Source organism: Streptosporangium sp. NPDC004631, from assembly GCF_053601935.1.
Window position 1 is genome coordinate 33532 of record NZ_JBSGCR010000026.1, and the last position, 24812, is coordinate 58343.

The following is a 24812-nucleotide window of genomic DNA, read 5'->3' on the forward strand; positions in this document are numbered from 1 at the left end:
GTTCAGCCTCCTGAGCCCGCGCGGTTGGTGCGGATGAGTAGCCAGAGCAGGACCGGCGTGCCGAGGACGCCGGTGACGATTCCGACGGGTAGTTCCGTGCCGGAGATCAGCTCGCGTGCGATGAGGTCGCCGGCGAGTACGATCAGGGCCCCGGTCAGCCCCGAGGCGATCGGGGGCGGCCAGGCGGTGCCGGCCAGCCGCTGGGCGATCTGCGGCGCGGCGAGTGCCACGAAGGCGACCGGCCCGGCCGCCGCGGTGCCGAAGGCGACCAGCCCGACACCGGTGAGCAGCAGGGCGAAGCGGACCGGCTGCACCCGGGTGCCGAGACCGGCGGCGACGTCGTCGCCGAGCTGGAGCGTACGCATCAGGCGGCCCAGCACCAGCGCCGTCGGCACCAGCAGCGCCATGACGGCGGTGAGCGGGACCGCCTGGTCCCAGCCGCGGCCGTTGAGGTTGCCCACCAGCCAGCCGAGCGCGGCCTGCGCCTGGAAGCGCCCGCCCCTGGCCACCAGGTAGTCGGTGGCGCTGGTGCAGACCCACGACACCCCGATGCCCACCAGGATGATCCGGTAGCCGGTGGTGCCGCGCTTCCAGGCCAGCGTGTAGACGAGCAGGGCGGTGGCCAGCGCGCCGAGCAGTCCGAGTGTCTGGGTGCCGAGGCCGCCGTCCCAGCCCAGTACGATGCCGGCGACCACGGCGGTTCCGGCGCCCGCGGTGAGGCCGATCATGTCCGGGCTGGCCAGCGGGTTGCGGGTCATGGTCTGAAACAGCGCGCCGGAGACGGCGAAGGCGATGCCGGCCAGGAGCCCGACCACGGCGCGCGGCAGTCGCAGTTCCCGGACGACCAGCAGCGTCCCGGGGTCGCCGGAGCCGGTCAGCGCCTTCACCACGTCGGTCAGGCCGATCGGGTAGTCGCCGACCGAGATGCCCCAGCAGAAGACCAGAAAGGCGGCGACGGCGAGTGCCACGCACACCGCGATCAGCCGGGGCCGCAGGATTCCGGAGACGGGCGGCGCGGTCAGCCGGAAGGGGTGGTGGAAAGGGGGCGGGAACGTGTCGCCGGGGTGGTGCGAGTTCTGCCGGGGGTGCGGGGGCGACGGGCGGGTCATGCTCACACCTCCGCGAGCCGGCGGCGGCGGACCATGGCGATGAAGAACGGGCCGCCGATGAAGGCGACCAGGATTCCGGCCTGGATCTCGGTCGGCCGGCCGACGACCCGCCCGGTGATGTCCGCGGTGAGCAGCAGGCAGGGGGCGAGCACCGCCGACAGCGGCAGCAGCCAGCGGTGGTCGGGGCCCAGACCGGCGTATTGGGCGAGGACCCGGGCGATGTGCGGGACCGCCAGGCCAAGGAAGACGACCGGGCCGATGACCGCCACCGCCCCGCCGGTCAGCAGGGTGACGGCGATCACGCCCTGGAGCCGGATGAGACCGAGCCGCCGCCCCAGCGAGGCGGCCACGTCGTCACCGAGGGCCAGGCTGTTGAGCATGGGCGCGCAGGCCAGCGCCAGCACCGCGCCGGCGGCGACGAACGGCAGGAGCTGGAGCACCACCTCGCCGTTCTGGTCGGCGAGTGAGCCGGCCGACCAGAAACGGTAGCGGTTGAGCGTCTCCGGGTTGGTCAGGACGACGGCGCTGGTGAGCGAGAACAGCAGCGAGGTTACGGCGACTCCGGCGAGTGCGAGCTTGACCGGGGTCAGGCCGGAACGCCCCAGCTTGCCCAGCAGGAAGACCAGGACACTCGCGACGAGGGCGCCCGCGAATCCGAACCAGATGTAGCCGAACAGCGACCCCGGCCCGAGGAACGCGACCGACAGCACGATCGCGAAGGCGGCGCCGGCGCTGACGCCCAGGATGCCGGGGTCGGCGAGCGGGTTGCGGGTCAGCGCCTGCATGAGCGCGCCGGACAGTCCGAGAGCCGCGCCGGCCGTGAGGCCCAGCGCGGTGCGCGGCACGCGCACGGACCAGACGACGTTCTCCACGAGCGGGCTGCCCGGGTGGCCGAACAGCGTCCGCACGACCTGGTCGAGGGGGATGCTCAGGGCCCCGAACGCGATCGACAACAGGCAGAGCGCGACGAGGACACCACCGAGCAGCGTCACGAGAAGCGCCGGCCGGAGCCCCCCGCCTGGAGTCATCGAGCTGTCTCCACTTTGCGACTTCCTTAGGTTAGGCAGACCTTAACTTTAGCCATTGGGTCTGTATTGCCACTCTTGGCAGGGGTCTATCTACTTAGGTAACGCTTACCTTAGTATGTGGCGGTCGCGGCTCAGCCGAGCCGGTTCCGTCCAGCTCGGGAGGAGCGGTCATCCGTGTCCGCTAGTGAAGAAGCGATGGCGTACTGGCGTCGGCAGCTTGCCCCGCTTCCGCAGGAAACGGCTCTTCCGGTCGATTACCCCTATCCGCCGGCGTCCGCCGAGAACCGGCGGACGCGCGCCCGCACACTCGCCGTCACCGCGCCGGAGACGTCCTTGCTCGCCGCGTACGTCGCACTGCTGCACCGCTACGGCAGGTCGGGCGAGATCAGCGTCGGATATGACGGGCTGCCGCTGCGGATCGGGCTGAGCGGCGAGACGGGCTTCGGTGAACTGGAACGGCGCGTGACGGGCGCCTGCCGGGAGGCGCGGGCGCACCGGGTCCCGCTGTCGGCCCTGGTGGCCGAACTACGGCCGGAACCCACGCGCGGCGGCGGGCTGTTCTTCAACACCGGCTTCGGTCCCGGCTCCGCGGCGGGGGAGGCCGCCGGACCCCTGGACATGGTCCTGGAGGTCACCACGGGACAGGCGCGGGTGACCTACCACCCGGATCTGTTCGAGGCCGCGACCGTCGACAGGCTCCTGGGGCACTACGCGACCCTGCTGGCCGACGGTCTGGCCCGGCCGGACGTCCCCGTCGGCGATCTGGAGTTGCTGAGCGCCGGGGAACGGCACGAGATCCTCGTCGAGTGGAACGACACCGGCCACTCCGTCCCGCCGCTCACCTGGCCGGAGATGTTCGCCGAGCAGGTCCGCAGGCGGCCGGACGCCGTCGCCCTCGTGTTCGAGGACACCTCGTTCACCTACGCGGAGCTGGACGAGCGCGCCAACCGGCTGGCCCACGCGCTGATCGCGCGCGGTGCGGGCCCCGAGCGCGTGGTGGCCCTGGCCCTGCCCCGGTCGGCCGAGCTGATCGTCGCGGAGGTGGCCGTCCTGAAGTCCGGCGCCGCCTACCTGCCGGTGGACACCGACTACCCGGCCGATCGCATCGCCTACATGCTGGCCGACGCCGCCCCCGCCTGCCTGATCGCCACCGCCGACACGGCGGCCGGCATCCCCCCGCGCGCCGGGACGGAGGTGATGCTCCTCGACGCGCCGCAGACCGCGCGGGAGGTGGCCGCCCGCCCCGGCCACGATCCGGCGGAGGCCGACCGGGGGCCGCTGTCCGTTCTCAACGCGGCATATGTGATCTACACCTCCGGCTCCACCGGCCGCCCCAAAGGCGTCGTGCTCTCCCACGGCGGCGTCGCCAAACTCGTGGCCACCCAGAGCGAGCGCTTCGGCGTCGGGCCGGACAGCCGCGTCCTGCAGTTCGCCTCCCCCAGCTTCGACGTGGCCTTCTGGGACCTGTGCCTCGGCCTGCTCTCCGGGGGCCGCCTCGTCGTCGTGCCGGCCGAGCGCCGAGTGCCCGGCGCGCCGCTCGCCGACTACGCGAACGCCAACGGCGTCACCTTCATGATCCTGCCTCCGGCCCTGCTGGCCGCCATGCCGGACGACGTCCGGCTGCCGCCCGCCGCCACCTTGCTGGCCGGCACCGAACGCGTCTCGCCCGAGCTGGTCGGCCGCTACGCGCGCGGCCGGATGATGTTCAACGCTTACGGCCCGACCGAGGCGACCACCAACTCCACCCTCGGCCTGTGCGACCCCGACATCCCCTCCGGCGCCATCGTGCCCATCGGCGGCCCCGACCCGGGCACCCGGGCCTATGTGCTCGACACCCGCCTCAGGCCCGTCCCGGTGGGGGTCACGGGCGAGCTGTACCTGGGCGGCGCCGGGCTGGCACGCGGCTACCTCGGGCGGACGGGCCTGACCGCCGAGCGGTTCGTCGCCGACCCCTTCGGCGCACCGGGGGAACGCCTGTACCGCACCGGTGACCTGGTGCGCTGGAAGCCCGACGGGCGGCTGGAGTTCCTCGGCCGCGTCGACTCCCAGGTGAAGATCCGCGGCTTCCGCATCGAGCCCGGCGAGATCGAGTCCGTGCTGTGGGGGCACCCGGCCGTGGACCAGGTCGCGGTCGTGGTCCGCGAGGACCGGCCGGGCGACCGGCGGCTGGCCGCCTACGTCGTCCCGTCGCTGGACGCCGAGGCGGGCCGCGACGAGACCGAGCGGGTGCAGGAGTGGAAGGCCCTTCACGAACTGCTCTACTCCGCCGCCGGCTCCGAGGGCTTCCGGGAGAACTTCGCGGGCTGGAACAGCATGTACGACGGCCTGCCCATCCCGGTGGAGGAGATGCGGGAGTGGCGGGACGCCACGATCGGCCTCATCGACGAGTCGCGGCCGCGCCGGGTGCTGGAGATCGGCGTCGGCAGCGGACTCATCCTCTCCCGCGTCGCGCCCGGCTGTGAGAGCTACTGGGGCACGGACGTCTCCGAGGAGGCGGTACGGGCGTTGCGCGCCCAGGCCGGCGCGGTGGCGGGGCCGACCGGCCGGGTGGAACTGCGCGCCCAGCCCGCGCACGACGTCACCGGGCTGCCCAGGGGCTTCTTCGACACGGTCGTCGTCAACTCCGTCGCCCAGTACTTCCCGAGCGCCGAGTACCTGAAGGATGTGCTGCGCGAGGCCGGAGCGCTCCTGGCCCCCGGTGGCAGCGTTTTCGTCGGCGACGTGCGCAACCTGCGCCTGCTGCGCTGCCTGCGGGCGGCCGTCGAGACCCGGCGCGGCGCCGACCCGCAGGACAAGCAGGCCCTGCGGGCGGCCGTCGAGCGGTCCGTGGCGTGGGAGGGCGAACTGCTGCTCGACCCCGACTTCTTCGCGACGCTGGAGGACTTCGAGGCCGACATCCACGTCAAGCGGGGCTCTTTCCACAACGAGCTGACCCGCTACCGCTACGACGTGGTGCTGCGCAAGCGGGCCACCACCACGCCGGACGGCGACGGGACACCGGCCCCGGCCGGCGCGGAGGAGATCGGCTGGGCCGACCTCGGCGGCCTGGGCGCGCTCGGCGCGCGCCTGGCCGGCCGTCCCGCCCGGCTCCGGGTCACCGGCGTGCCCAACGCCCGGCTCACCGAGGACCTCACCGCGCTGTGCGCCCTGGAGGACAGCAGCCGTCCCGCCCCGGCCGACGACACCGACCCCGAGACGCTGCACGCGCTCGGTGCCCGGCACGGCTACCGCGTGGCCGTCACCTGGAACGGTCACGCCGACGACGGCCGCCTCGACGTGCTCTTCGCCATCGGGGACACGCCGCTCGCCGTCCCCTACCGCCCGGCCGGCGGCTTCGCGCACGCCAACCGGCCCGCGCCGTTCCGGGACGTCACCGCTCTGATGAGGACCCTGCGCTCACACACGGCGGAATGGCTGCCCGAGTACATGGTCCCCTCCGCCTTCGTCCCCCTCGACCGGCTCCCGGTCACCCCGAGCGGCAAACTCGACATCGTCGCGCTCCCGGCCCCCGACTACGCGGCCCTCAGCTCGGGCCGCGCGCCGCGCGACGCCCGCGAAGAGCTGCTGTGCGCGCTGTACGCCGAGGTGCTGGGCCTGGAGTCGGTCTCCATCGACGACGACTTCTTCGCCCTCGGCGGCGACAGCATCATCGCCATCCAACTGCTCATCCGGGCACGCAAGGCCGGGGTGCGGCTCACCTCCCGGGAGGTCTTCCGGCATCGCACGGTCGCCGCGCTGGCGGAGATCGCACCGGACCGCGCCGAGGCACGGGACGCCGGGAGCGACCTGCCGCTCGTGCGGCTCCCGGAGGCCGAGCTCGCCGAGATCCAGGGCGATCACCCGGTCACCGTCGAGGACCTGCTGCCGCTCAGCCCGCTCCAGGAGGGCTTCTTCTTCCACTCCCTCCTGGACGGCTCGGACGGCGACGCCTACGTCGTCCAGCAGGTCATCGAGCTGGCCGGCCCGGTTGACGGTGAGAGCCTGCGCCGTGCCGCCCAGCGCCTCCTGGACCGGCACGCCCCGCTGCGCGCCTGCTTCCGCCAGCGCCCGGACGGCCGGCCCGTGCAGATCGTCGCCGACCGGCTGGACCTGCCCTGGCGCGAGGTGGACCTGTCCACGCGGGACGCCGAGGAGCGGCGATCGCTCATCGACGCCGTCGCGACCGACGAGCGCGCCCGCCGCTTCGACCTGGCCAGGCCACCGCTGGTGCGATGCGCGCTGGTACGGCTCGGGCACGAGCGCGCCCTTCTGATGCTGACGTTCCATCACATCGTGGCGGACGGCTGGTCGCTGCCGGTGCTGCACCGCGAGCTGATGGCCTCTTACGGGACCGCCTCCACCGTGCTGCCCGAGCCGGCCCCCTACCGCGACTATCTGCGCCGCCTGTCCGCGGCGGATCGTGACGCCGCCCGCGCGGCCTGGCGGATCGCGCTCGGCGGGCTGGACGAGCCGACCCGTCTGGTCGGCGTTCCGGCGGACGGCACGCCGCTCCAGCCCCAGCAGGTCCGCGTGGAGCTGTCCGAGCGCGTCACCGCCCGGCTCGCGGCCCGCGCGAGGGAGCACGGGGTGACCCTCGGCACGGTCGTCCAGAGCGCCTGGGGCCTGCTTCTCGGGCGGCTGACCGGCCGCCAGGACGTGATCTTCGGCACCACCGTCTCCGGTCGCGACGCCGAGGTCGACGGCATCGAGTCCATGGTCGGCCTGTTCATCAACACCCTGCCGACCCGCTTCCGGTGGCAGCCCGCCGACACCCTCGCCGATCTGGTGGGCCGGCTCCAGGAGGAGCAGGCCGGACTCCTGGACCACCAGCATCTCGGCCTCGCCGAACTCCAGCGCATCGCCGGGCTCGCGGGCGGCGGCGAACTCTTCGACACCCTCGTCGTCTTCGAGAACTACCCGTCCGACACCGGCCTCGCCGACCCCTCCGGCACGGTACGGATCACCGGCCACGAGTTCCACGACGCCGTCCACTACCCCCTCGCCCTGATCGTCAAGCCGGGCCGCCGGCTCGACCTGCGCCTGAAGCACCACGCCCGGCGGCTGGACGGCGAGGCCGTCCAGCGGATCGCCGACCGGCTGGTCCGAATCCTGCGGGCCCTGGCCGACGACCCCGGGCAGGTCGCGGCCCGCGTCGAGGTGTTGTCCGGCGAAGAACTGACGCGAGCGCAGCCGGCGGGGGAGGAACGGGACGTCCCCGAGACCACCCTGGCCGCCCTCTTCGAGGCCCAGGTGGCCCGTACCCCACGGGCCACGGCGGTCGTCTACGACGGTGAGAGCCTCACCTATGAGGAACTGGACGCCCGCGCCGAGGCCCTGGCCCGCCGCCTGCGAGCCCGGGGCGCGGGCCCGGAGCGGATCGTCGCGGTCCTCGTGCCGCGCTCGGCGGAACTGATGGTGGCCCTGCTCGGCGTGCTGAAGTCCGGCGCGGCCTACCTGCCGGTCGACGTGGACTACCCGGCCGACCGCGTCGCCTACATGCTCACCGACTCCGGCGCGAGGACGGTGGTGACGACCGCCGCCACGGCCGCACTGCTGCCCGAGGCCGACGGGCCTGTCCCGCTCGTCCTCGACACCCCGGACACCCCGGACTCTCTGGACACCCCGGATTCTCCGGACGGCGGCGACCGGAGCGCCGGCCCCGCCCCGGTGCCCGCCCGCCCGGACGGTCCGGCGTACCTGATCTACACCTCCGGCTCGACCGGCCGCCCCAAGGGGGTCGTCGTCACCCACCGCGCCATCGTCAACCGGCTGGCGTGGATGCAGGGCGAGTACGGGCTGCGCGCCGACGACCGGGTGCTGCAGAAGACACCGTCCAGCTTCGACGTGAGCGTCTGGGAGTTCTTCTGGGCGCTGTGCGAGGGCGCCGCCGTGGTGCTCGCCAGGCCCGACGGCCACCGCGACCCGTCGTACCTGGCCGCGCTCATCCGCGAGCAGCGCGTCACCACGATGCATTTCGTGCCGTCGATGCTGGAAGCCTTCCTGCAGGCCGACGAGATCACCGATGACCCGTCCTGGGCCGCCTCGCTGCGCCGTGTCTTCAGCAGCGGCGAGGCGCTGCCCGCCGCCGCCGCCGCACGCTGGCGGGCGCTCACCGCTGTGCCGCTGCACAACCTGTACGGGCCCACCGAGGCCGCCGTCGACGTCACCCACCACGCCTGCGACGGCTCGGCGGACACCACCGTCCCCATCGGCCGCCCGGTGTGGAACACCGGGCTGCGGGTGCTGGACTCCTGCCTGCGCCCCGTGCCGGCCGGTGTGCCCGGCGAGCTGTACCTGACCGGCGTGCAACTCGCCCGGGGCTACCATGCCCGGCCCGGCCTGACCGGCGAGCGGTTCGTGGCCGACCCCTACGGGCCGGCCGGTGGCCGTATGTACCGCACCGGAGACCTGGTGCGCCGCCGCGAGGACGGAACCGTCGAGTATCTGGGCCGCACCGACCGGCAGATCAAGCTGCGCGGCAACCGCGTCGAACCCGGCGAGATCGAGGCCGCCCTGGCCGGTCTGCCCTCCGTCGCCCGGGCCGCGGTGACCGTCCACGGGTCGGCGCTCGTCGCGTACGTCATCCCCGCCGACGGCGAGCCGCGTCCCCTTGACACCGCCGCGCTGCAGGCCGCCCTCGCCGGCGTGCTGCCCGCGCCCTTGGTGCCCGGGGCGTACGTGGTGCTCGACGCCCTGCCGCTGAGCCCCAGCGGCAAACTCGACCGCAACGCGCTCCCCGCGCCCCCGGTGGCGCGGGCCGAGGCGCGCGCCCCGCGCGACGAGCGCGAGCGTGCCCTCACCGAGATCTTCGCCGCCGTGCTGAGGCTCGACGGGGCCGGCGTCGACGACGACTTCTTCATGCTCGGCGGCGACAGCATCACCTCGATCGGCGTCTCCAGCCGTGCCCGCCGGGCCGGCCTGGACCTGAGCCCCCGCGACGTCTTCGAGCACCGCACCCCCGCAGCCCTGGCCGCCGCGGCCACGGCCGCCGCCGTGGCCGCACCCCGTGATCTGAGCGCCACCTTCGCGCTGACCGAGGAGGAGACCGAGCGCGTCCGCCGCCTCGGCGGCTCCGTGGAGGACATCTGGCCGCTGGCGCCGCTCCAGGAAGGCCTGTTCTTCCACTCCACCTACGACGACAGCGCCCTGGACGTCTACACCGTCCACGAGTCCTTCGACTTCGCCACCCGCCTCGACGCTGGCCGTCTGCGCGCCGCCACCACGGTGCTGCTGGCCCGTAACCCCAGCCTGCGCGCCGGCTTCACCAGCGACGGCCTGCGCCGGCCGGTGCAGTTCATCGTCGGCGACCCGGAGACACCGCTCGAAGAGATCGACCTGTCCGAGCTGCCCGCCGCCGGACAGGACGCGCGGCTGCGCGAGCTGATGGACGCCGAGCGGACCCGCAGGTTCGACCTGGCCCGGCCGCTGCTCTTCCGGATGCTCCTGATCCGCCTCGGCGAGGCCCGCGGCGACCGGCTCGTCATCGGCCGGCACCTGCTGCTGTGGGACGGCTGGTCCGCCTGGCTCTTCCTCGACCAGCTCTTCGCGCTCTACGAGACGGGCGGTGACGGACGTGAACTGCCACGCCCCGGTTCCTACCGCGACTACCTGACCTGGCTGGAGGCCCAGGACACCGGGATCGCCACCCGCGCCTGGCGCGCCGCCCTCGGCGAGCTGGACGAGCCCACCCTGCTCGCCGCCGCCGGTCAGAGCCCGGAACCGGTCATCCCGGAGAGCCTGGAGGCACTCCTCCCCGCCGACCTGGGGGAGCGGCTGCGCGAGACCACCCGCCGGCACGGCCTGACCCTCAACACGGTGCTCACCACCGCCTGGGGCCTGGTGCTGGCCAGCGCCACCGGCAGCACCGACGTCGTCTTCGGCACGACGGTCGCGGGCCGGCCGAGCGAGGTGCCGGACGTCGAGAACGTCATCGGCATGTTCCTCAACACCGTCCCCGCACGCATCGCCTTCACCCCGGCCGAGCCGGTACTGGACCTGCTGCGGCGAGTCCAGCGCGAGCGCCTGGCCCTGATGCCGTACGAGTATCTGGGCCTGGGCGTCCTGCAGGCCGAGAGCGGCCACCGGCAGCTTTTCGACACCCTCTTCGTGCTGCGCAACAGCGACACCGAGGAGCGGCTGGTCGAGCTCTCCGACCGCCACGGCGCCACCGCCGTGGCCAACGTCGACGCCACCCACTATCCGGTCAACCTCATCGTGACGCCGGGGGAGCGGATCCGGGTCACCCTCGCCCACCGGCCCGACGTCATCGCCCGCCCCCGCGCCCAGGCCCTGCTGGACCGTTTCACCCTCCTGCTGGAGCGGCTGACACACGACCTGGCCGCGCCCGCGGGCAGCCTGGACCCGCTGCTGCCCGCCGAACACGCCGCGCTGGAACGGGAACGGGCCGCAAGCCGCGTGCCCGTCCCGCAGGAGACCGTCGCCGACCTGCTCGCCGCCCAGGCGGCCCGCACCCCCGAGGCGACCGCGCTCGTCTTCGGCGGCCGGAGCGTCACCTACGCCGACATGGACGCCCGCATCAACCGCATGGCGCGGCTACTACTCGCGCGGGGCGCGGCACCGGAGAAGGTCGTCGCACTCGGCCTGCCGCGCTCCATCGACATGGTCGTCGCGCTCTTCGCCGTACTGCGCACCGGCGCCGCCTACCTGCCGCTGGAACTGGACCACCCGGACGACCGGCTCACGATGACGCTCGCCGACGCCCGGCCGGTGCTGCTGCTGTGCACCGCCGCCGTCTCCGCGCGGCTGGAGCACGGTATCCCGGACCTGCCTCGCGTCGTGCTCGACGACCCGGCGGTGATCGGGCGACTGGCCCGGCTCCCCGGTGACCCGGTCACCGAGGCCGACCGTCCTCGTTTCAGCCTGGAGCACCCGGCGTACATCGTCTACACCTCCGGATCCACCGGGCGCCCCAAGGGCGTCGTCACGCCCTACCGCGGCCTGACCAACATGCAGCTCAACCACCAGAAGGAGATCTTCGCCCCGGCCGTCGCCTCCGCCGGCGACCGTCGGCTGCGCATCGCGCACACGGTCTCCTTCGCCTTCGACATGTCGTGGGAGGAGCTGCTCTGGCTGGTCGAGGGGCACGAGGTGCACATCTGCGACGAGGAGCTGCGGCGCGACGCCGAAGCCCTGGTCGCCTACTGCGAGACCCACCGCGTCGACGTCGTCAACGTCACCCCCACCTACGCCCACCTGCTGATCGAGGAGGGGCTGCTCCGGGGGCACCGCCCGCCGCTGGTGCTGCTCGGCGGCGAGGCGGTGTCGGAGACGGTCTGGAACCGGCTCCGCGACACCGAGGGCACCTACGGCTACAACCTCTACGGCCCCACCGAGTACACCATCAACACCCTCGGCGGCGGTACGGACGACAGCCCCACCCCCACCGTCGGCCGCCCCATCCGCGGCACCCGCGCCCACATCCTGGACGCCTGGCTGCGACCGCTCCCCGACGGCGTCCCCGGCGAGCTGTACATCGCCGGAGTCGGCCTGGCCCGCGGCTACCTCGACCGGCCGGGCCTGAGCGCCGAACGGTTCGTCGCCGACCCGTACGGCGAGCCCGGCGAGCGCATGTACCGCACCGGAGACCTGGTGCGCCGCCGCGCCGACGGCAACCTGGACTTCCTCGGCCGCACCGACGACCAGGTCAAGATCCGTGGCTACCGGGTGGAACTGGGCGAGATCGAGACCGCGCTCACCCAGCATCCCCAGGTCGCCCAGGCCGCCGTCATCGCCCGCGACGACGCCTCCGCCCCCGGCACCCGGCGCCTCGTCGGTTACGTCGTGCCCGCCGAACCGACGGGCGAGGAGCGGGAGTCCGCCGAGTGGGAGCGGATCGGCGAGTGGCAGAAGATCTACTCCGACGAGTACGAGCAGATCGGCACCGCCGTCCTCGCCGAGGACTTCGCCGGGTGGGACAGCAGCTATGACGGCCGGCCCATCCCGCTGGAGCAGATGCGCGAGTGGCGCGAGCAGACCGTCGCCCGCATCCGGGAACTGCGCCCGCGCCGGATCCTGGAGATCGGCGTCGGCTCCGGGCTGCTGCTGTCGCGCCTGGCGCCCGAGGCGGAGGCGTACTGGGCGACGGACTTCGCCGCCCCCGTGATCCGCAAGATCGCGGAGGACCTGCGCCGCGTCCCCGAACTGGCGGCCAAGGTCGAGCTGCGCTGCCAGGCCGCCCACGTGACCGAAGGGCTGCCCACCGGCTACTTCGACACGATCGTCATCAACTCCGTCATCCAGTACCTCCCGAGCGTCGACCACCTGACGGAGGTCATCGGGAGCGCCATGCGGCTGCTGGCGCCGGGCGGCGCCCTGTTCGTCGGCGACGTACGGAACCTGAGGCGGGCCCGCTCCTTCCACATCGGCGTCCAGCTCACCCGCGCGGGGGAGGACGCCGACCCCGAGCACGTCCGCCGGGCCGTCGAGCGGAGCCTCGCACTGGAGAAGGAACTCCTCGTCGACCCCGACTACTTCACCACCCTGGGCTTCGGCGTCGACCTGCGCACCAAGCGCGGACATCACCACAACGAGCTCACCCGCCACCGCTACGACGTCGTCCTCCACCACGGCGAGCCCGACGTCGGCCTCGGTGGCGAACCGGTGCTGACGTGGGCCGACGTCGCCGCCCTGCCGGGTGGCGAACCGGTGGCGGAGGGTGTCGGCGGCCTCGCCCGGCACCTACGCGAGCGGCGGCCCGAGCGGCTGCGGGTGAACGGCGTCCCCGACGCGCGTGCCGCCACGGAGCGGGGAGCCGCACCGGCCGGGGGAGCCGGGGGAGTGGAGCCCGAGGCGCTGCACGCGCTCGCGGCCGAGGAGGGCTACCGGCTGCTCACCACCTGGTCGCGCGAGCCGGGCGGCTACGACGCCGTCTTCGTACGGGGCGAGTTCCGGACCACCTCGGGCCTCTACCTGCCGGGCGGCGGTACGGCCCCGTACGCCAACGTCCCGATGGCGGCGCGCGGCGCGAGTGGCCTGGTGCGGCGCCTGCGGGAGGACCTCCGGCGGCAACTGCCCGACTACATGGTCCCGGCCGCGTTCGTCATCCTCGACCGGCTGCCCATGAACGACAACGGCAAGCTCGACGTGCGGGCGCTGCCCGACGCCGAACCGGCCGCGCCGCTCACCGGTGGACGCGGACCGCGTACCCCTCGCGAAGAGGTGCTCTGCCGCCTCTTCGCCGAGGTCCTGGGCCTGCCCGAGGTCGGCGCCGAGGACGGTTTCTTCGACCTCGGAGGCCACTCGCTGCTCGCCACCCGGCTCATCAGCCGGGCCCGGACGGAGCTGGGCGCCGAACTCGCCATCCGCGACCTGTTCGAGGCCCCGACGCCCGCGCTGCTGGCCGGCCGCGCGGACACCGGCCGACAGGCCCGGACCGCCGTCGAACCCGTGGCCGACCGCCCCGAGCGCATTCCGCTCTCCCCCGCGCAGCGGCGGCTGTGGCTGGCCGAGCGGCTCAGCGGCGGCGACGCCTACCACTTCCCGCTGGTCTTCCGGCTGCGCGGCGCGCTGGACACCGGCGCGCTCCACCGGGCGCTGCGCGACGTGGCGGGCCGTCATGAGGCGCTGCGCACGGTCTTCGCCGAGCAGGAGGGCGAGCCGTACCAGTTGATCATGCCCGAGGCCGAGGCCTGGCCGCGCCTCACCGTCGAGGACTGCCCGCGGGAGGAGCTGGACGCCCGGATCGGCGCCGCCGTCGGCCGCCCGTTCGACCTGGGCACCGAACTCCCGCTACGGGCCGCGGTGTTCCGGGTGGCCCCGGACGACCACGTGGTGGCGATCGTGCTGCACCACATCACCACCGACGAGTGGTCCGACCGGCCGTTCCTCACCGACCTGGGCACCGCCTACCGGGCCCGCCGCGAGGGCCGGGCGCCGCACTGGACGCCGCTGCCGGCGCAGTACGCCGACTACACCCTCTGGCAGCAGCGACTCCTCGGTGAGCCGGCCGACCCCGGCGGCGAGGGCACGCGGCAGCTCGCCTTCTGGACCGGGACGCTGACCGGCCTGCCGGAGGAGATTCCGCTGCCGCTCGACCGGCCCCGCCCCGCCGCGCCGACCGGCCGCGGCGGCATGGTACGCGCGGAGCTGCCCACGGACACCGCCCGCGCCCTGCGCGCCATGTGCGCCGAGACCGGCACCAGCATGTTCATGCTTCTTCAGGCCGCGGTCGCCACCCTGCTGCACCGGATGGGGGCGGGCACCGACATCCCCCTGGGCGCGCCGATCGCCGGTCGCACCGACAGCGCCCTGGACGACCTGGTCGGCTTCTTCGTCAACACCCTGGTGCTGCGCGCCGACCTGTCCGGCGACCCGACGTTCACCGAGCTGCTGAACCGGGTCAAGGACGCCGACCTGGCGGCCTTCGAGCACCAGGACCTGCCCTTCGAGCGGGTGGTGGAAGCGGTCAACCCGCCGCGTGTGCCCGGCCGCAACCCGCTGTTCCAGGTCATGCTGGGCTACCACTACCGCCCCGACGGCGATCCGCGGGTGCTCGGCCTGCCCACCGAGTGGTGGCCGGCCCGGATCCAGACCGCCAAGTTCGACCTGGACTTCACCTTCGTCGACCACGTCGGCGAGGACCGCGTCATCCTGCTGCTGGAGTACGCCGCCGACCTCGCCGACCCGGAGACCGCCCAGGCGATGGCCGAGCGCACCGTGGCACTGCTGGGCCGGCTGAGCGCCGACCCGGACCGGCCGATCAGCCAGGTGCCCGTACTGACCGACGAGGAGCGTCAGGCGTCCCTGGGTGCCTGGAACGACACCGCGCGACCGGTGGAACGGCGCACGGTCCCCGAGCTGTTCGCCGAAGCCGCCCGGACCCGGAGCGACCGGACCGCCCTGGTCGCCGACGGTCGCCGGCTGACCTTCGCCGAACTGTCCGCCAGGGTCGAGGGCATCGCGCGACTGCTGCTGCGGCGGCGGGGGGTGACCGCCGGGAGCGTGGTCGGCCTGGCCCTTCCCCGCGCCGAGATGGTGCCGGCGATCCTCGGGGTGCTCACCGCGGGCGCCGCCTACCTTCCGCTCGATCCCGGCTATCCGGCCGAACGGCTGGAGTACATGATCGACGACGCGGCACCGGTCTGCGTGCTCACCACCGCGGCCGTCGCCCCCGCGCTTCCCGCCGGACGGGCCGAAACCCTGCCGCTGGACGACCCCCGGATCGCCGCCGAGCTGGAGAATCACCCCGGCGACGGCTCGCCCGCCCGCATGCCGCCGCCGTCCGGACGGCGATCCGCCGCCGGGCAGGAGGGCCGCCCCGCCGCTCGCGCAATGCCGTCCGACGCCGCGTACGTCATCTACACCTCCGGCTCCACCGGCAGGCCCAAGGGCGTGGTCGGCACGTATCGCGGGCTGAGCAACCTGTTCGGCTCGCACCGCGAGGACCTCATCGACCCGGCCCGCCGCGCGGCGGGCCGCGAGGCGCTGCGCGCCGTGCACGCCGCGTCCTTCAGCTTCGACGGCTCGTGGGAGCCTCTGCTGTGGTTGCTCGCCGGGCACGAGCTGCACGTCGTCGGCGAGACCACCATGACCGACCCGGCCGCGCTGCTGGCCTACCTGGCCGACGAGCGGATCGACTTCGTCGACCTCACCCCGACCTACCTGCAGGAACTGGTCCACCACGGGTTCCTCGACCCCGGCCGCCACCGGCCGGGGGTCATCGCGGTGGGCGGCGAGGCCACCCCCGCCCCGCTGTGGGAGCGGCTGTGCGCGCTGCCCGGCACGGTGGTCCACGACCTGTACGGACCGACCGAGTGCGCCGTCGACGCCTACGGCTGGCACGGTGGCGGCCCGGACCGGCGGCCCTGGGCGGCACCGCTGGCCAACACCCGCGCCCACGTGCTGGACACCGCGCTGCGCCCGGTCCCCGCCGGGGTGCCCGGCGAGCTGTACCTGGCCGGCGCGGGCCTGGCCCGCGGATACCTGGGCCGCCCCGGGCTGACCGCCGAACGGTTCGTCGCCGACCCGTTCGGCGAGCCCGGCAGCCGCATGTACCGGACCGGCGACCTGGTGCGGCGCCGTGCCGACGGCACCCTTTCGTTCCTTGGCCGGGCCGACGACCAGGTGAAACTGCGCGGCTTCCGCATCGAGCTCGGCGAGATCGAGGCGGTGCTGCGCGCTCACCCCGGCGTGGCACAGGCCGCCGTGGCGATCCGCGAGGACACTCCCGGCGTGCGCCGCCTCGTGGCCTACCTGGTCCCCGTGTCCGGCCAGGGCCCGCTCCTCCCGTCCGGATCCGGCGCGGCCGCCCTGCCCGGCCGTGGCACGGACCCCGCCGAGCTGCGGGCACACGTCGCCTCCGCGCTGCCCGAGCACATGGTCCCGGCGGCCTTCGTGCGGCTTCCCGCCCTGCCGAGGTCGGTCAGCGGCAAGCTGGACCGTCGCGCGCTGCCCGCCCCCGACCCGGCGGCCGTCACGTCCGGGCGCCGTCCCCGAAACGCCCGCGAAGAGATCCTGCGCGAGCTGTTCGCCGCCGTGCTGGGAACGGAACGGGTGGGTGTCGACGACGACTTCTTCGCCCTCGGCGGCCACTCCCTGCTGGCGATGCGGCTGGTCAGCCGCGTCCGCACGGCGCTGGGCGCCGAGATCACCCTCCGCGCGGTCTTCGAGGCCCCCACCGTGGCCCGGCTCGCCGAGCGGCTGCGGGAGGGACGGGGCGGCAGGCCCGCCCTCGCCCCGGCGGTCCGGGCGGAGTACCTGCCGCTCTCCTTCGCCCAGCAGCGGTTGTGGGTGCTGTACCGGCTGGAGGGCCCGAGCGCCACCTACAACATCCCGATGGCCTGGCGGTTGTCGGGCCCGCTGGACCCGGACGCCCTGGACGCCGCCGTGCGGGACCTGGTGGTCCGGCACGAGAGCCTGCGCACGGTCTTCCCCGAGCGGGACGGCCACCCCCACCAGCTCGTCCTCGACCCGGACCGGGTCCGCGTCGTCACCCGCACCGAACGGATCACCGAGGACGAGCTCTCCGGGCGGCTGGCCGAGGCGGCCGGCCACGGCTTCGAACTCGACCGCGAACCGCCGCTGCGAGCCCGGGTCTTCCAGGTGGCGCCGCAGGAGCACGTACTGCTGCTGGTGGTCCACCACATCGCCGGTGACGAGTGGTCGGACCGGCCCCTGCTGCGCGACCTCACCACCGCCTACCAGGCCCGCCGCGAGGGCCGGGCACCGCGGTGGGAGCCGCTGCCGCTCCAGTACGCCGACTACACCCTCTGGCACCGCGACGTGCTCGGAGACGGCGACGACCCGGACAGCCCACAGGCCCGCCAGCTCGCCTTCTGGCGGCGGACCCTGGCGGGGCTGCCCGAGGAGCTGACGCTCCCGGCGGACCGGCCCCGGCCCCGGGAGAGCAGCCACCGCGGCGGGGCGGTCGGCCTGTCGCTCGGCCCCGACCTGGAGCGCGGCCTGCGCCGGCTCGCCCGCGCTCACGGCGTCAGCATGTTCATGGTGGCCCAGGCGGCCGTGGCCGCGCTGCTGCACAGACTGGGAGCGGGTGAGGACATCCCCCTCGGCGCGCCGATCTCCGGCCGTACCGACGAGAGACTGGAGGACCTGGTCGGGTTCTTCGTCAACTCCCTGGTGCTGCGCGCCGACCTGTCCGGCGCGCCGACCTTCGGCGAACTGCTGGAGCGGGTGCGCGAGGCGGACCTGGCCGCCTACGAGCACCAGGACCTGCCGTTCGAGCGGCTGGTGGAGGCGATCAACCCGGCCCGTTCACTGGCCAGGCACCCGCTGTTCCAGGTGATGGTCGTCTACCTTGCCGACCAGGGCGCCCTCCCCGCCTTCCCGGGGCTGGCCGCGCGGCCCGAACCGCTCGGCCAGGAGACCGCCAAGTTCGACCTGAGCTTCGACTTCGTCGAACAGGGCGACGGCAACGGCATCCAGGGCTGGATCGAATACAGCGCCGACCTGTTCGACCACGACACGGTCGAGCGGATCGCCCGGCGGCTGGTGCGGTTGCTGGAGCAGGTGGTGGCCGATCCCGGCCTCCAGGTGCGTCACCTGGAGGTGCTGGACGAGCGGGAGCACCGGCTGGTCGTCGACGAGTGGAACGACACCGCGCGAGCGGTGGAGGCGACCACCCTGCCGGAGCTGTTCCGCGCCCAGGCGGCGCGGACGCCGGACGCGCTCGCCCTGGTCTTCGATGACGAGCGCCTGACGTACGCGGAGCTGGACGCCCGCGCCGAGCGCGCGGCGCGGGCGCTGGCCGGCATGGGGGCCGGTCCCGGGCGCACGGTGGCGGTGGCGCTGCCGCGCTCCGTCGAGCTGGTGGTCGCCCTGCTGGCGGTGCACCGGGCGGGCGCGGCGTACCTGCCGCTGGACGCGGACCACCCGCAGGAGCGCATCGCGTTCATGCTGCGGGACGCCCGCCCGCTCTGCGTGCTGCGCGACGGGCTGCCGGACGGCCCGCCGGGAGAGCTGCCCGGGTCCTACGACCCGCGGCACCCGGCGTATGTGATCTACACCTCCGGATCCACCGGCCGGCCGAAGGGCGTGGTGGTGCCGCACGAGGGCATCGTCAACCGCCTGCTGTGGATGCAGGACGCCTACGGCCTGACCGGCGAGGACCGGGTGCTGCAGAAGACACCGTCCAGCTTCGACGTGTCGGTGTGGGAGTTCTTCTGGCCGCTGATCACCGGGGCGACGCTGGTGGTGGCCAGGCCGGAGGGCCACAAGGACCCGGCGTACCTGGCCGGGCTGATCCGCGACGAGCGGGTCACCACGGCGCACTTCGTGCCGTCGATGCTGCGGGCCTTCCTGGAGGAGCCGGGCGCCGCGCGATGCCCGGCGCTGCGCCGGGTCATGTGCAGCGGTGAGGCCCTGCCCGCGGACCTCGCCTCTCGCCTCCACTCCGTGCTCTCCGCGGAGCTGCACAATCTGTACGGGCCGACCGAGGCGTCCGTCGACGTGACCGCCGTCCAGGTACCGCCCGGAGCCGTGAGCGTCCCGATCGGACGGCCCGTGTGGAACACCAGGACGTATGTGCTGGACACCGCGCTGCGCCCGGTGCCGCCGGGCGTGGCCGGGGAGCTGTACCTGGCGGGCGTCCAGCTCGCCCGTGGATACCTGGACCGTCCCGGGCTGACCGCCGAACGGTTCGTCGCCGACCCGCACGGCGCGCCCGGCACACGCATGTACCGCACGGGTGACCTGGCGCGGTGGGACCGCGACGGGGCGCTGGAGTTCCTCGGCCGGGCCGACGACCAGGTCAAGATCCGGGGCTTCCGGATCGAGCCCGGGGAGATCGAGGAGGTGCTGTCCCGCCACGAGGCGGTGGCGCACGCCACGGTGGTCGCCCGTGAGCAGCGGCTGGTCGCCTACGTCGTCCCGGCCCCCGGCCAGGCGGCCCCCGGCTCGGCGGCCCTGCGCGACCACGTCGCCGCCGCGCTGCCCGAGTACATGGTCCCGGCGGCCTTCGTCGTCCTGGACACCCTTCCGGTCACCCCGAACGGCAAGCTCGACCGCGGCGCCCTGCCCGCGGCCGACTTCGCCGCCGAGGTGACCGGCACCCTCCCGCGCACCCCGCGCGAGGAGCTGCTGTGCGAGCTGTTCGCCGCCGTCCTGGGCCTCGGGCGCGTCGGCGCCGAGGACGACTTCTTCACTCTCGGCGGCGACAGCATCGTCGCCATGCAGCTGGTCAGCCGGGCCCGGACGGCCGGTCTGGTGATCAGTCCCCGGGACGTCTTCCGGCACAAGACGGTCGCCGCGCTGGCCGCCGTCGCCGACGTGCCGGACGCCACGGGCGGCGAGGCCTCCTCCACCGCGCTCATCACGCTCACCGAGGACGAGCACGCCGAACCGCCCGCCGTGGGCGCCGCCGAGATCCTGCCGCTGACGTCGCTCCAGGCGGGCCTGTTGTTCCACGCCTCCTTCGAGTCCGGCGACGACGCGCCGGACGTCTACACGGTCCAGGTGTCCTACGACATCGACGGCCCGCTGGACGCCGCCCGGCTGCGCGAGGCCGGGCAGGCCCTGCTCAACCGGCACGACAACCTCCGCGCCGGCTTCCACTATCTGTCCTCCGGCCGTCCGGTGGCCGTCATACCGCGCACGGTCGCCCTGCCCTGGCGTCAGGTGGACCTCTCGGAGCTGGACGAGACGGCCCGGGAAGCCCGGTGGACCTCATACCTCGCCCAGGAGCGACGCCGTTTCACACCGGCCGAGCCGCCCCTGCTGCGGCTGATGCTGGTCCGCCTGGAGCCCGGCCGCCACCGCCTGGCGCTGTCGCACCAGCACCTGCTGCTGGACGGCTGGTCGCTGCCGCTGCTGATGGGCGAGCTGTCCGAACTGTACGCCCGCGGGGCGGACCCCTCCGGCCTGCCGGCCCCGATCCCGTACCGGAACCACCTCGCCTGGCTCGCGCGGCAGGACGCCGAAGCCTCCGCGACCGCCTGGGCCGAGGCCCTGGACGGCCTGGACGGCCTCACCCACCTGGTGCCCGCCGACCCGAACCGGGTACCGATCGTGCCCGAGACGCACACCACGCACCTGACCCGGGAGCTGACCGAGGCCCTGACGGCACTCGCCCGCTCCCACGGCCTGACCGTCAACACCCTGGTCCAGGGAGCCTGGGGCATCCTGCTGTCCCGGCTCACCGGCCGCGACGACGTGGTCTTCGGCGCGACCGTCTCCGGGCGATCCCCGGAGCTGAACGGCGTCGAGTCGATGATCGGCCTGTTCATCAACACGGTCCCGGTCCGCGTCCGCGTCCGCGACGGCGAGCCCCTGTCGGCGTTCCTCCGCCGCCTCCAGGACGAGCAATCCCGGCTTATCGCCCACCAGCACCACGGCTTGGCCGACATCCAGCGCAGGGCCGGGCTGGGCGAGCTCTTCGACACGCTCGTCGTGTTCGAGTCCTACCCCGACGCCGGGGGCCCCGGCCTCGGGGCCGGCGACGGCCTGCGCACCGCCGTACGCGACCACCAGGACTCGACCCACTACCCGTTCACCTGGGCGGTCGAGCCCGCCGGCACCCTCGTCCTGACCGCCGAGTACCGGCCCGACCTGTTCGACCCCGCGGCGGCCGGGCGGATGGCCGACTCGATGGTCCGGCTCTTCGAGGCGATGACGGCCGACGCCGGACAACCCCTCGGCCGGGTCGACACCCTCGGCCCCGCCGACCGCCGCACCATCCTGGAGAGCTGGAACGACACCGCCCTGCCCGCCGTCCCCGGCTCGCCCGCCACCGTCCCGGAGCTCTTCGAGGCCCAGGCCGCCGCCACCCCGGACGCCGTCGCGGTCGTCTCGGGCCCGGTCAGCTGGACCTTCGCCGAGCTCAATGAGCGGGCCAACCGGCTCGCACGCCTGCTCGCCGAGCACGGCGCGGGACCGGAGCGGATCGTCGCCCTGTCGCTGCCGCGCTCGGCGGACTTCATGCTCGCGATCCTCGCCGTACTGAAGTCGGGCGCCGCCTACCTGCCCATCGACGCGGACCTGCCCGCCGAGCGGGTGCTCGACATGCTCGGCGACGCCCGGCCCCGGCTGATCCTGACCGGCGCGGAGCCCGCCGCCGCCCTGGCCGGCGGCGGCGTGCCGCTGCTGCGGCTCGACACGCCCGAGACCGCCGAACGGCTGGCCGTCCAGCCCGGGAACGACCTCACCACCGCCCCAGACCCGCGGCACCCGGCCTACGTCATCTACACCTCCGGCTCCACGGGACGGCCCAAGGGCGTGATGGTCTGCCACCGCAGTGTCGTCAACCTCTTCCACAGCCACCGCCGCACGCTCCACGACCCGGCCAAACGCGCCACCGGCCGCCGCCACCTGCGCGTCGGCCACGCCTGGTCGTTCTCCTTCGACGCCTCCTGGCAGCCGCAGCTCTGGCTGCTGGACGGGCACGCGCTGCACATCGTGGACGACGAGACGCGCCGCGACCCCGAGCTGCTGGCCACGGTCATCCGCGAGCAGAGGCTGGACTTCATCGAGGTCACCCCCTCGTTCTTCGCGCAGATGGCCGACATCGGCCTGGTCGAGGACGGCGAGTGCCCGCTCGCCGTGGTCGGCGTCGGCGGTGAGGCGGTGCCGGACCTGCTCTGGAGCCGCCTGGCCGGCCTGCGTTCCACCGAGGCGTTCAACCTCTACGGTCCCACCGAGGCCACCGTGGACGCCCTGGTCGCCCGGGTCCGGGACAGTGACTCCCCGCTGGTCGGCCGCCCGGTCGGCGACACCCGCGCCTACGTGCTCGACACCGGCCTGCGGCCTGTCCCCCCGGGCGTCACCGGGGAGCTGTACCTCGCCGGCGCGGGCCTGGCCCGCGGCTACCTCGGCCGCCCGGACCTGACCGCCGAGCGGTTCGTCGCCGACCCGCACGGGCACCTGTTCGGTGAGGCCGGCGCCCGGATGTACCGCACCGGCGACCTGGCCCGCTGGGACGCCGACGGGCGGCTGGAATACGGCGGACGCGCCGACGACCAGGTCAAGATCCGCGGGTTCCGCGTCGAACCGGCCGAGGTCGAGGCCGTGCTGGACCGGCACGAGGCCGTCGCCCAGGTCGTGGTCGTTGCCCGCGAGGACCGGCCCCGCGTCAGGCAACTGGTCGCCTACGTGGTTCCGGCCGAGGGCGCGGGGCCCCCGGCCCCGGCCGCCCTGCGCGCCCTCGCCACCGCCGCCCTGCCCGACTACATGGTCCCGGCGGCGGTGGTGATCCTGGACGAGCTGCCGCTGCTGTCCAACGGCAAGCTCGACCGCAAGGCGCTGCCGGCGCCGGACTTCGCGTCCGCCGCCGGCGGGCGCGCGCCCACCGGCGACGTCGAGTGCGCCCTCGGCGCGATCTTCGCCGAGGTGCTCGGCCTGCCCGAGATCGGTGCCGACGACGACTTCTTCGCCCTCGGCGGTGACAGCATCGTCGCGATGCGGGTGGTGAGCCGGATCCGCGCGGCGGGCCTGAGGGTCACCCCGCGCCAGGTCTTCCAGCACCGCACGGTCGCGGCCCTTGCCGCTGTCGCCGGCACGCCGGGCCCGGACGCCGGGAACCCGGTACCCGGCGACGGCACCGGCACGGTCCCGCTGACTCCGATCATGCACGCCCTGCGCGAACGCGGCGGCCCGATCCGGGGCTACCACCAGGCAGCGCTGCTGCAGACCCCCGCGGCCATGGACGAGGCCGGGCTCAGGTCCGTGCTCCAGGCCGTCGTGGACCGCCACGACATGTTGCGGGCCCGCCTGGAGCGGACCCGGGAAGACGGCGCCGGGCAGTGGTCGCTGCGGGTGCCCGTCCCGGGCACCGTGGACGTGGCGTCCCGGCTCGTCCGGGTCGACACGGCCGCGACCGGCGAGACGGCGCTCCGTGAGGTCATCGCCGAGCACGCCCGCGCGGCCCGAGCCCGCCTCGACCCGGACACGGGAGACATGCTGCGGGCGGTCTGGTTCGACGCGGGCGGGGACCGGCCCGGACGGCTGCTGCTGCTGATCCATCACCTGGCGGTGGACGGCGTGTCCTGGCGCGTCCTGCTGCCCGACCTCGCCGCCGCCTGGCAGGACGTCGCCGCCGGCAGGACCGTGACGCCGGCGCCGGTCGGCCTGTCGTTCCGCCGCTGGTCGCACCTGCTCGGCGAGCGCGCCAAGGACCCGGTCCGCGAGGACGAGTTGCCACTGTGGACCTCGATCCTGGAGGGCGGCGACCCGCTCCCTCTGGCGCGGGCCCTCGACCCGGAGCGGGATGTGGCCGCCACCTCACGGCAACTGTCCCTCACCCTGCCCGCCGACCGTACGGCGCCGCTGCTGGGCCGGGTGCCCGCCGCCTTCGGAGCGACCGTCAACGACGTGCTGCTGACCGCACTGGCGCTGGCCGTCGCCGACTGGCGCCGCCGCCGGACGGACGGGCCGAGCCCCGGCACCTCGGTGCTGGCGGACCTGGAGGGCCACGGCCGCAATGAGGAGCTGGCGGGCAACGCGGACCTGTCGCGCACGGTCGGCTGGTTCACCAGCGTTGTCCCGGTCCGCCTGGACCCGGGCGCCGTGGACCTGGCCGACGCGCTCGCCGGCGGGCCCGCGCTCGACGAGGCGCTGGCCCGGATCAGGGAGCACCTGGCCGCCCTGCCGGTGGCGGGCATCGGCCACGGTCTGCTGCGGTACCTGAATCCGGTGACCGGGCCGGAACTGGCCCGCCTCCCGGAGCCGCAGATCCAGTTCAACTACCTGGGCCGCTTCGGCGTCCCGGAGGCGACCGACTGGTCGTGGGCTGCCGAGGCCGAGGCCGCGGAGCCGGGCGACGACCCGGAGACGCCGATGTCCCACGCCCTGGCCGTCAACTGCCTGACCGAGGATCGGCCCGGAGGACCGGAGTTCGTCGCCTCCTGGTCCTTCGCCTCGGGGGTGCTGACCGAGGAGGCGGTCGGCGACCTGGCCGAGACCTGGTTCCGGGTGTTGGAAGCCCTGGTGGACCGCGCGCGAGCGCTGGCCGCCCCCCTACACACAACAGAGGAGAATCCGGCATGAGCAACCCGTTCGACAACCCCGAGGGCGTCTACTCCGTCCTGGTCAACGGCGAGGGACAGCACAGTCTCTGGCCCGACTTCGCCGAGGTCCCGGCCGGCTGGACCGTCGTCCACGGCCCCGGCAGCCGCCAGGAGTGCCTGGACCACATCGAGGCCAACTGGACCGACATGCGTCCCAAGAGCCTCATCGAGTCGTAGCCGTCACCGCGCGCGTTGAAGAAGGGGCCGGGCCGCGAATCGCTTCG

General features: G+C 74.1%; 4 protein-coding genes. 2 read left to right on the forward strand and 2 right to left on the reverse strand.

The window, feature by feature from the left end:
• Window positions 1-2: 2 nt before the first annotated feature.
• Together ACWEF2_RS23570 and ACWEF2_RS23575 are read right to left on the reverse strand one after the other, a co-directional pair.
• Window positions 3-1109 (reverse strand): FecCD family ABC transporter permease, encoded by a 1107-nt coding sequence (locus ACWEF2_RS23570; protein ID WP_453818482.1) that lies wholly within the window; start codon window positions 1107-1109, stop codon window positions 3-5.
• A gap of 2 nt (window positions 1110-1111) precedes the next feature.
• Window positions 1112-2137 carry a FecCD family ABC transporter permease gene (locus ACWEF2_RS23575; RefSeq protein WP_453818484.1) on the reverse strand — a complete coding sequence of 342 codons (1026 nt, stop codon included), beginning with the start codon at window positions 2135-2137 and terminating at the stop codon, window positions 1112-1114.
• Window positions 2138-2311: 174 nt separating this feature from the next.
• Between ACWEF2_RS23575 and ACWEF2_RS23580 the strand changes: the two genes are divergently transcribed.
• Together ACWEF2_RS23580 and ACWEF2_RS23585 are read left to right on the forward strand one after the other, a co-directional pair.
• A complete protein-coding gene (locus ACWEF2_RS23580; protein ID WP_453818486.1) occupies window positions 2312-24568 on the forward strand; it encodes a non-ribosomal peptide synthase/polyketide synthase in 22257 nt (7418 codons plus the stop codon).
• The gene (locus ACWEF2_RS23585; protein ID WP_453818488.1) at window positions 24565-24765 is read left to right on the forward strand and encodes an MbtH family protein; all 201 of its coding nucleotides are present in this window, start codon (window positions 24565-24567) and stop codon (window positions 24763-24765) included. Before ACWEF2_RS23580 ends, ACWEF2_RS23585 begins: the two co-directional genes overlap by 4 nt.
• The last annotated feature ends 47 nt before the right edge of the window (window positions 24766-24812 follow it).

Bases quoted from the DNA above. Each gene is read 5' to 3' on its own strand.
- ACWEF2_RS23575 (WP_453818484.1), bottom strand. From the start codon at position 2,137: ATGACTCCAGGCGGGGGGCTCCGGCCGGCGCTTCTCGTGACGCTGCTC.
- ACWEF2_RS23570 (WP_453818482.1), bottom strand. From the start codon at position 1,109: ATGACCCGCCCGTCGCCCCCGCACCCCCGGCAGAACTCGCACCACCCC.
- ACWEF2_RS23585 (WP_453818488.1), top strand. From the start codon at position 24,565: ATGAGCAACCCGTTCGACAACCCCGAGGGCGTCTACTCCGTCCTGGTC.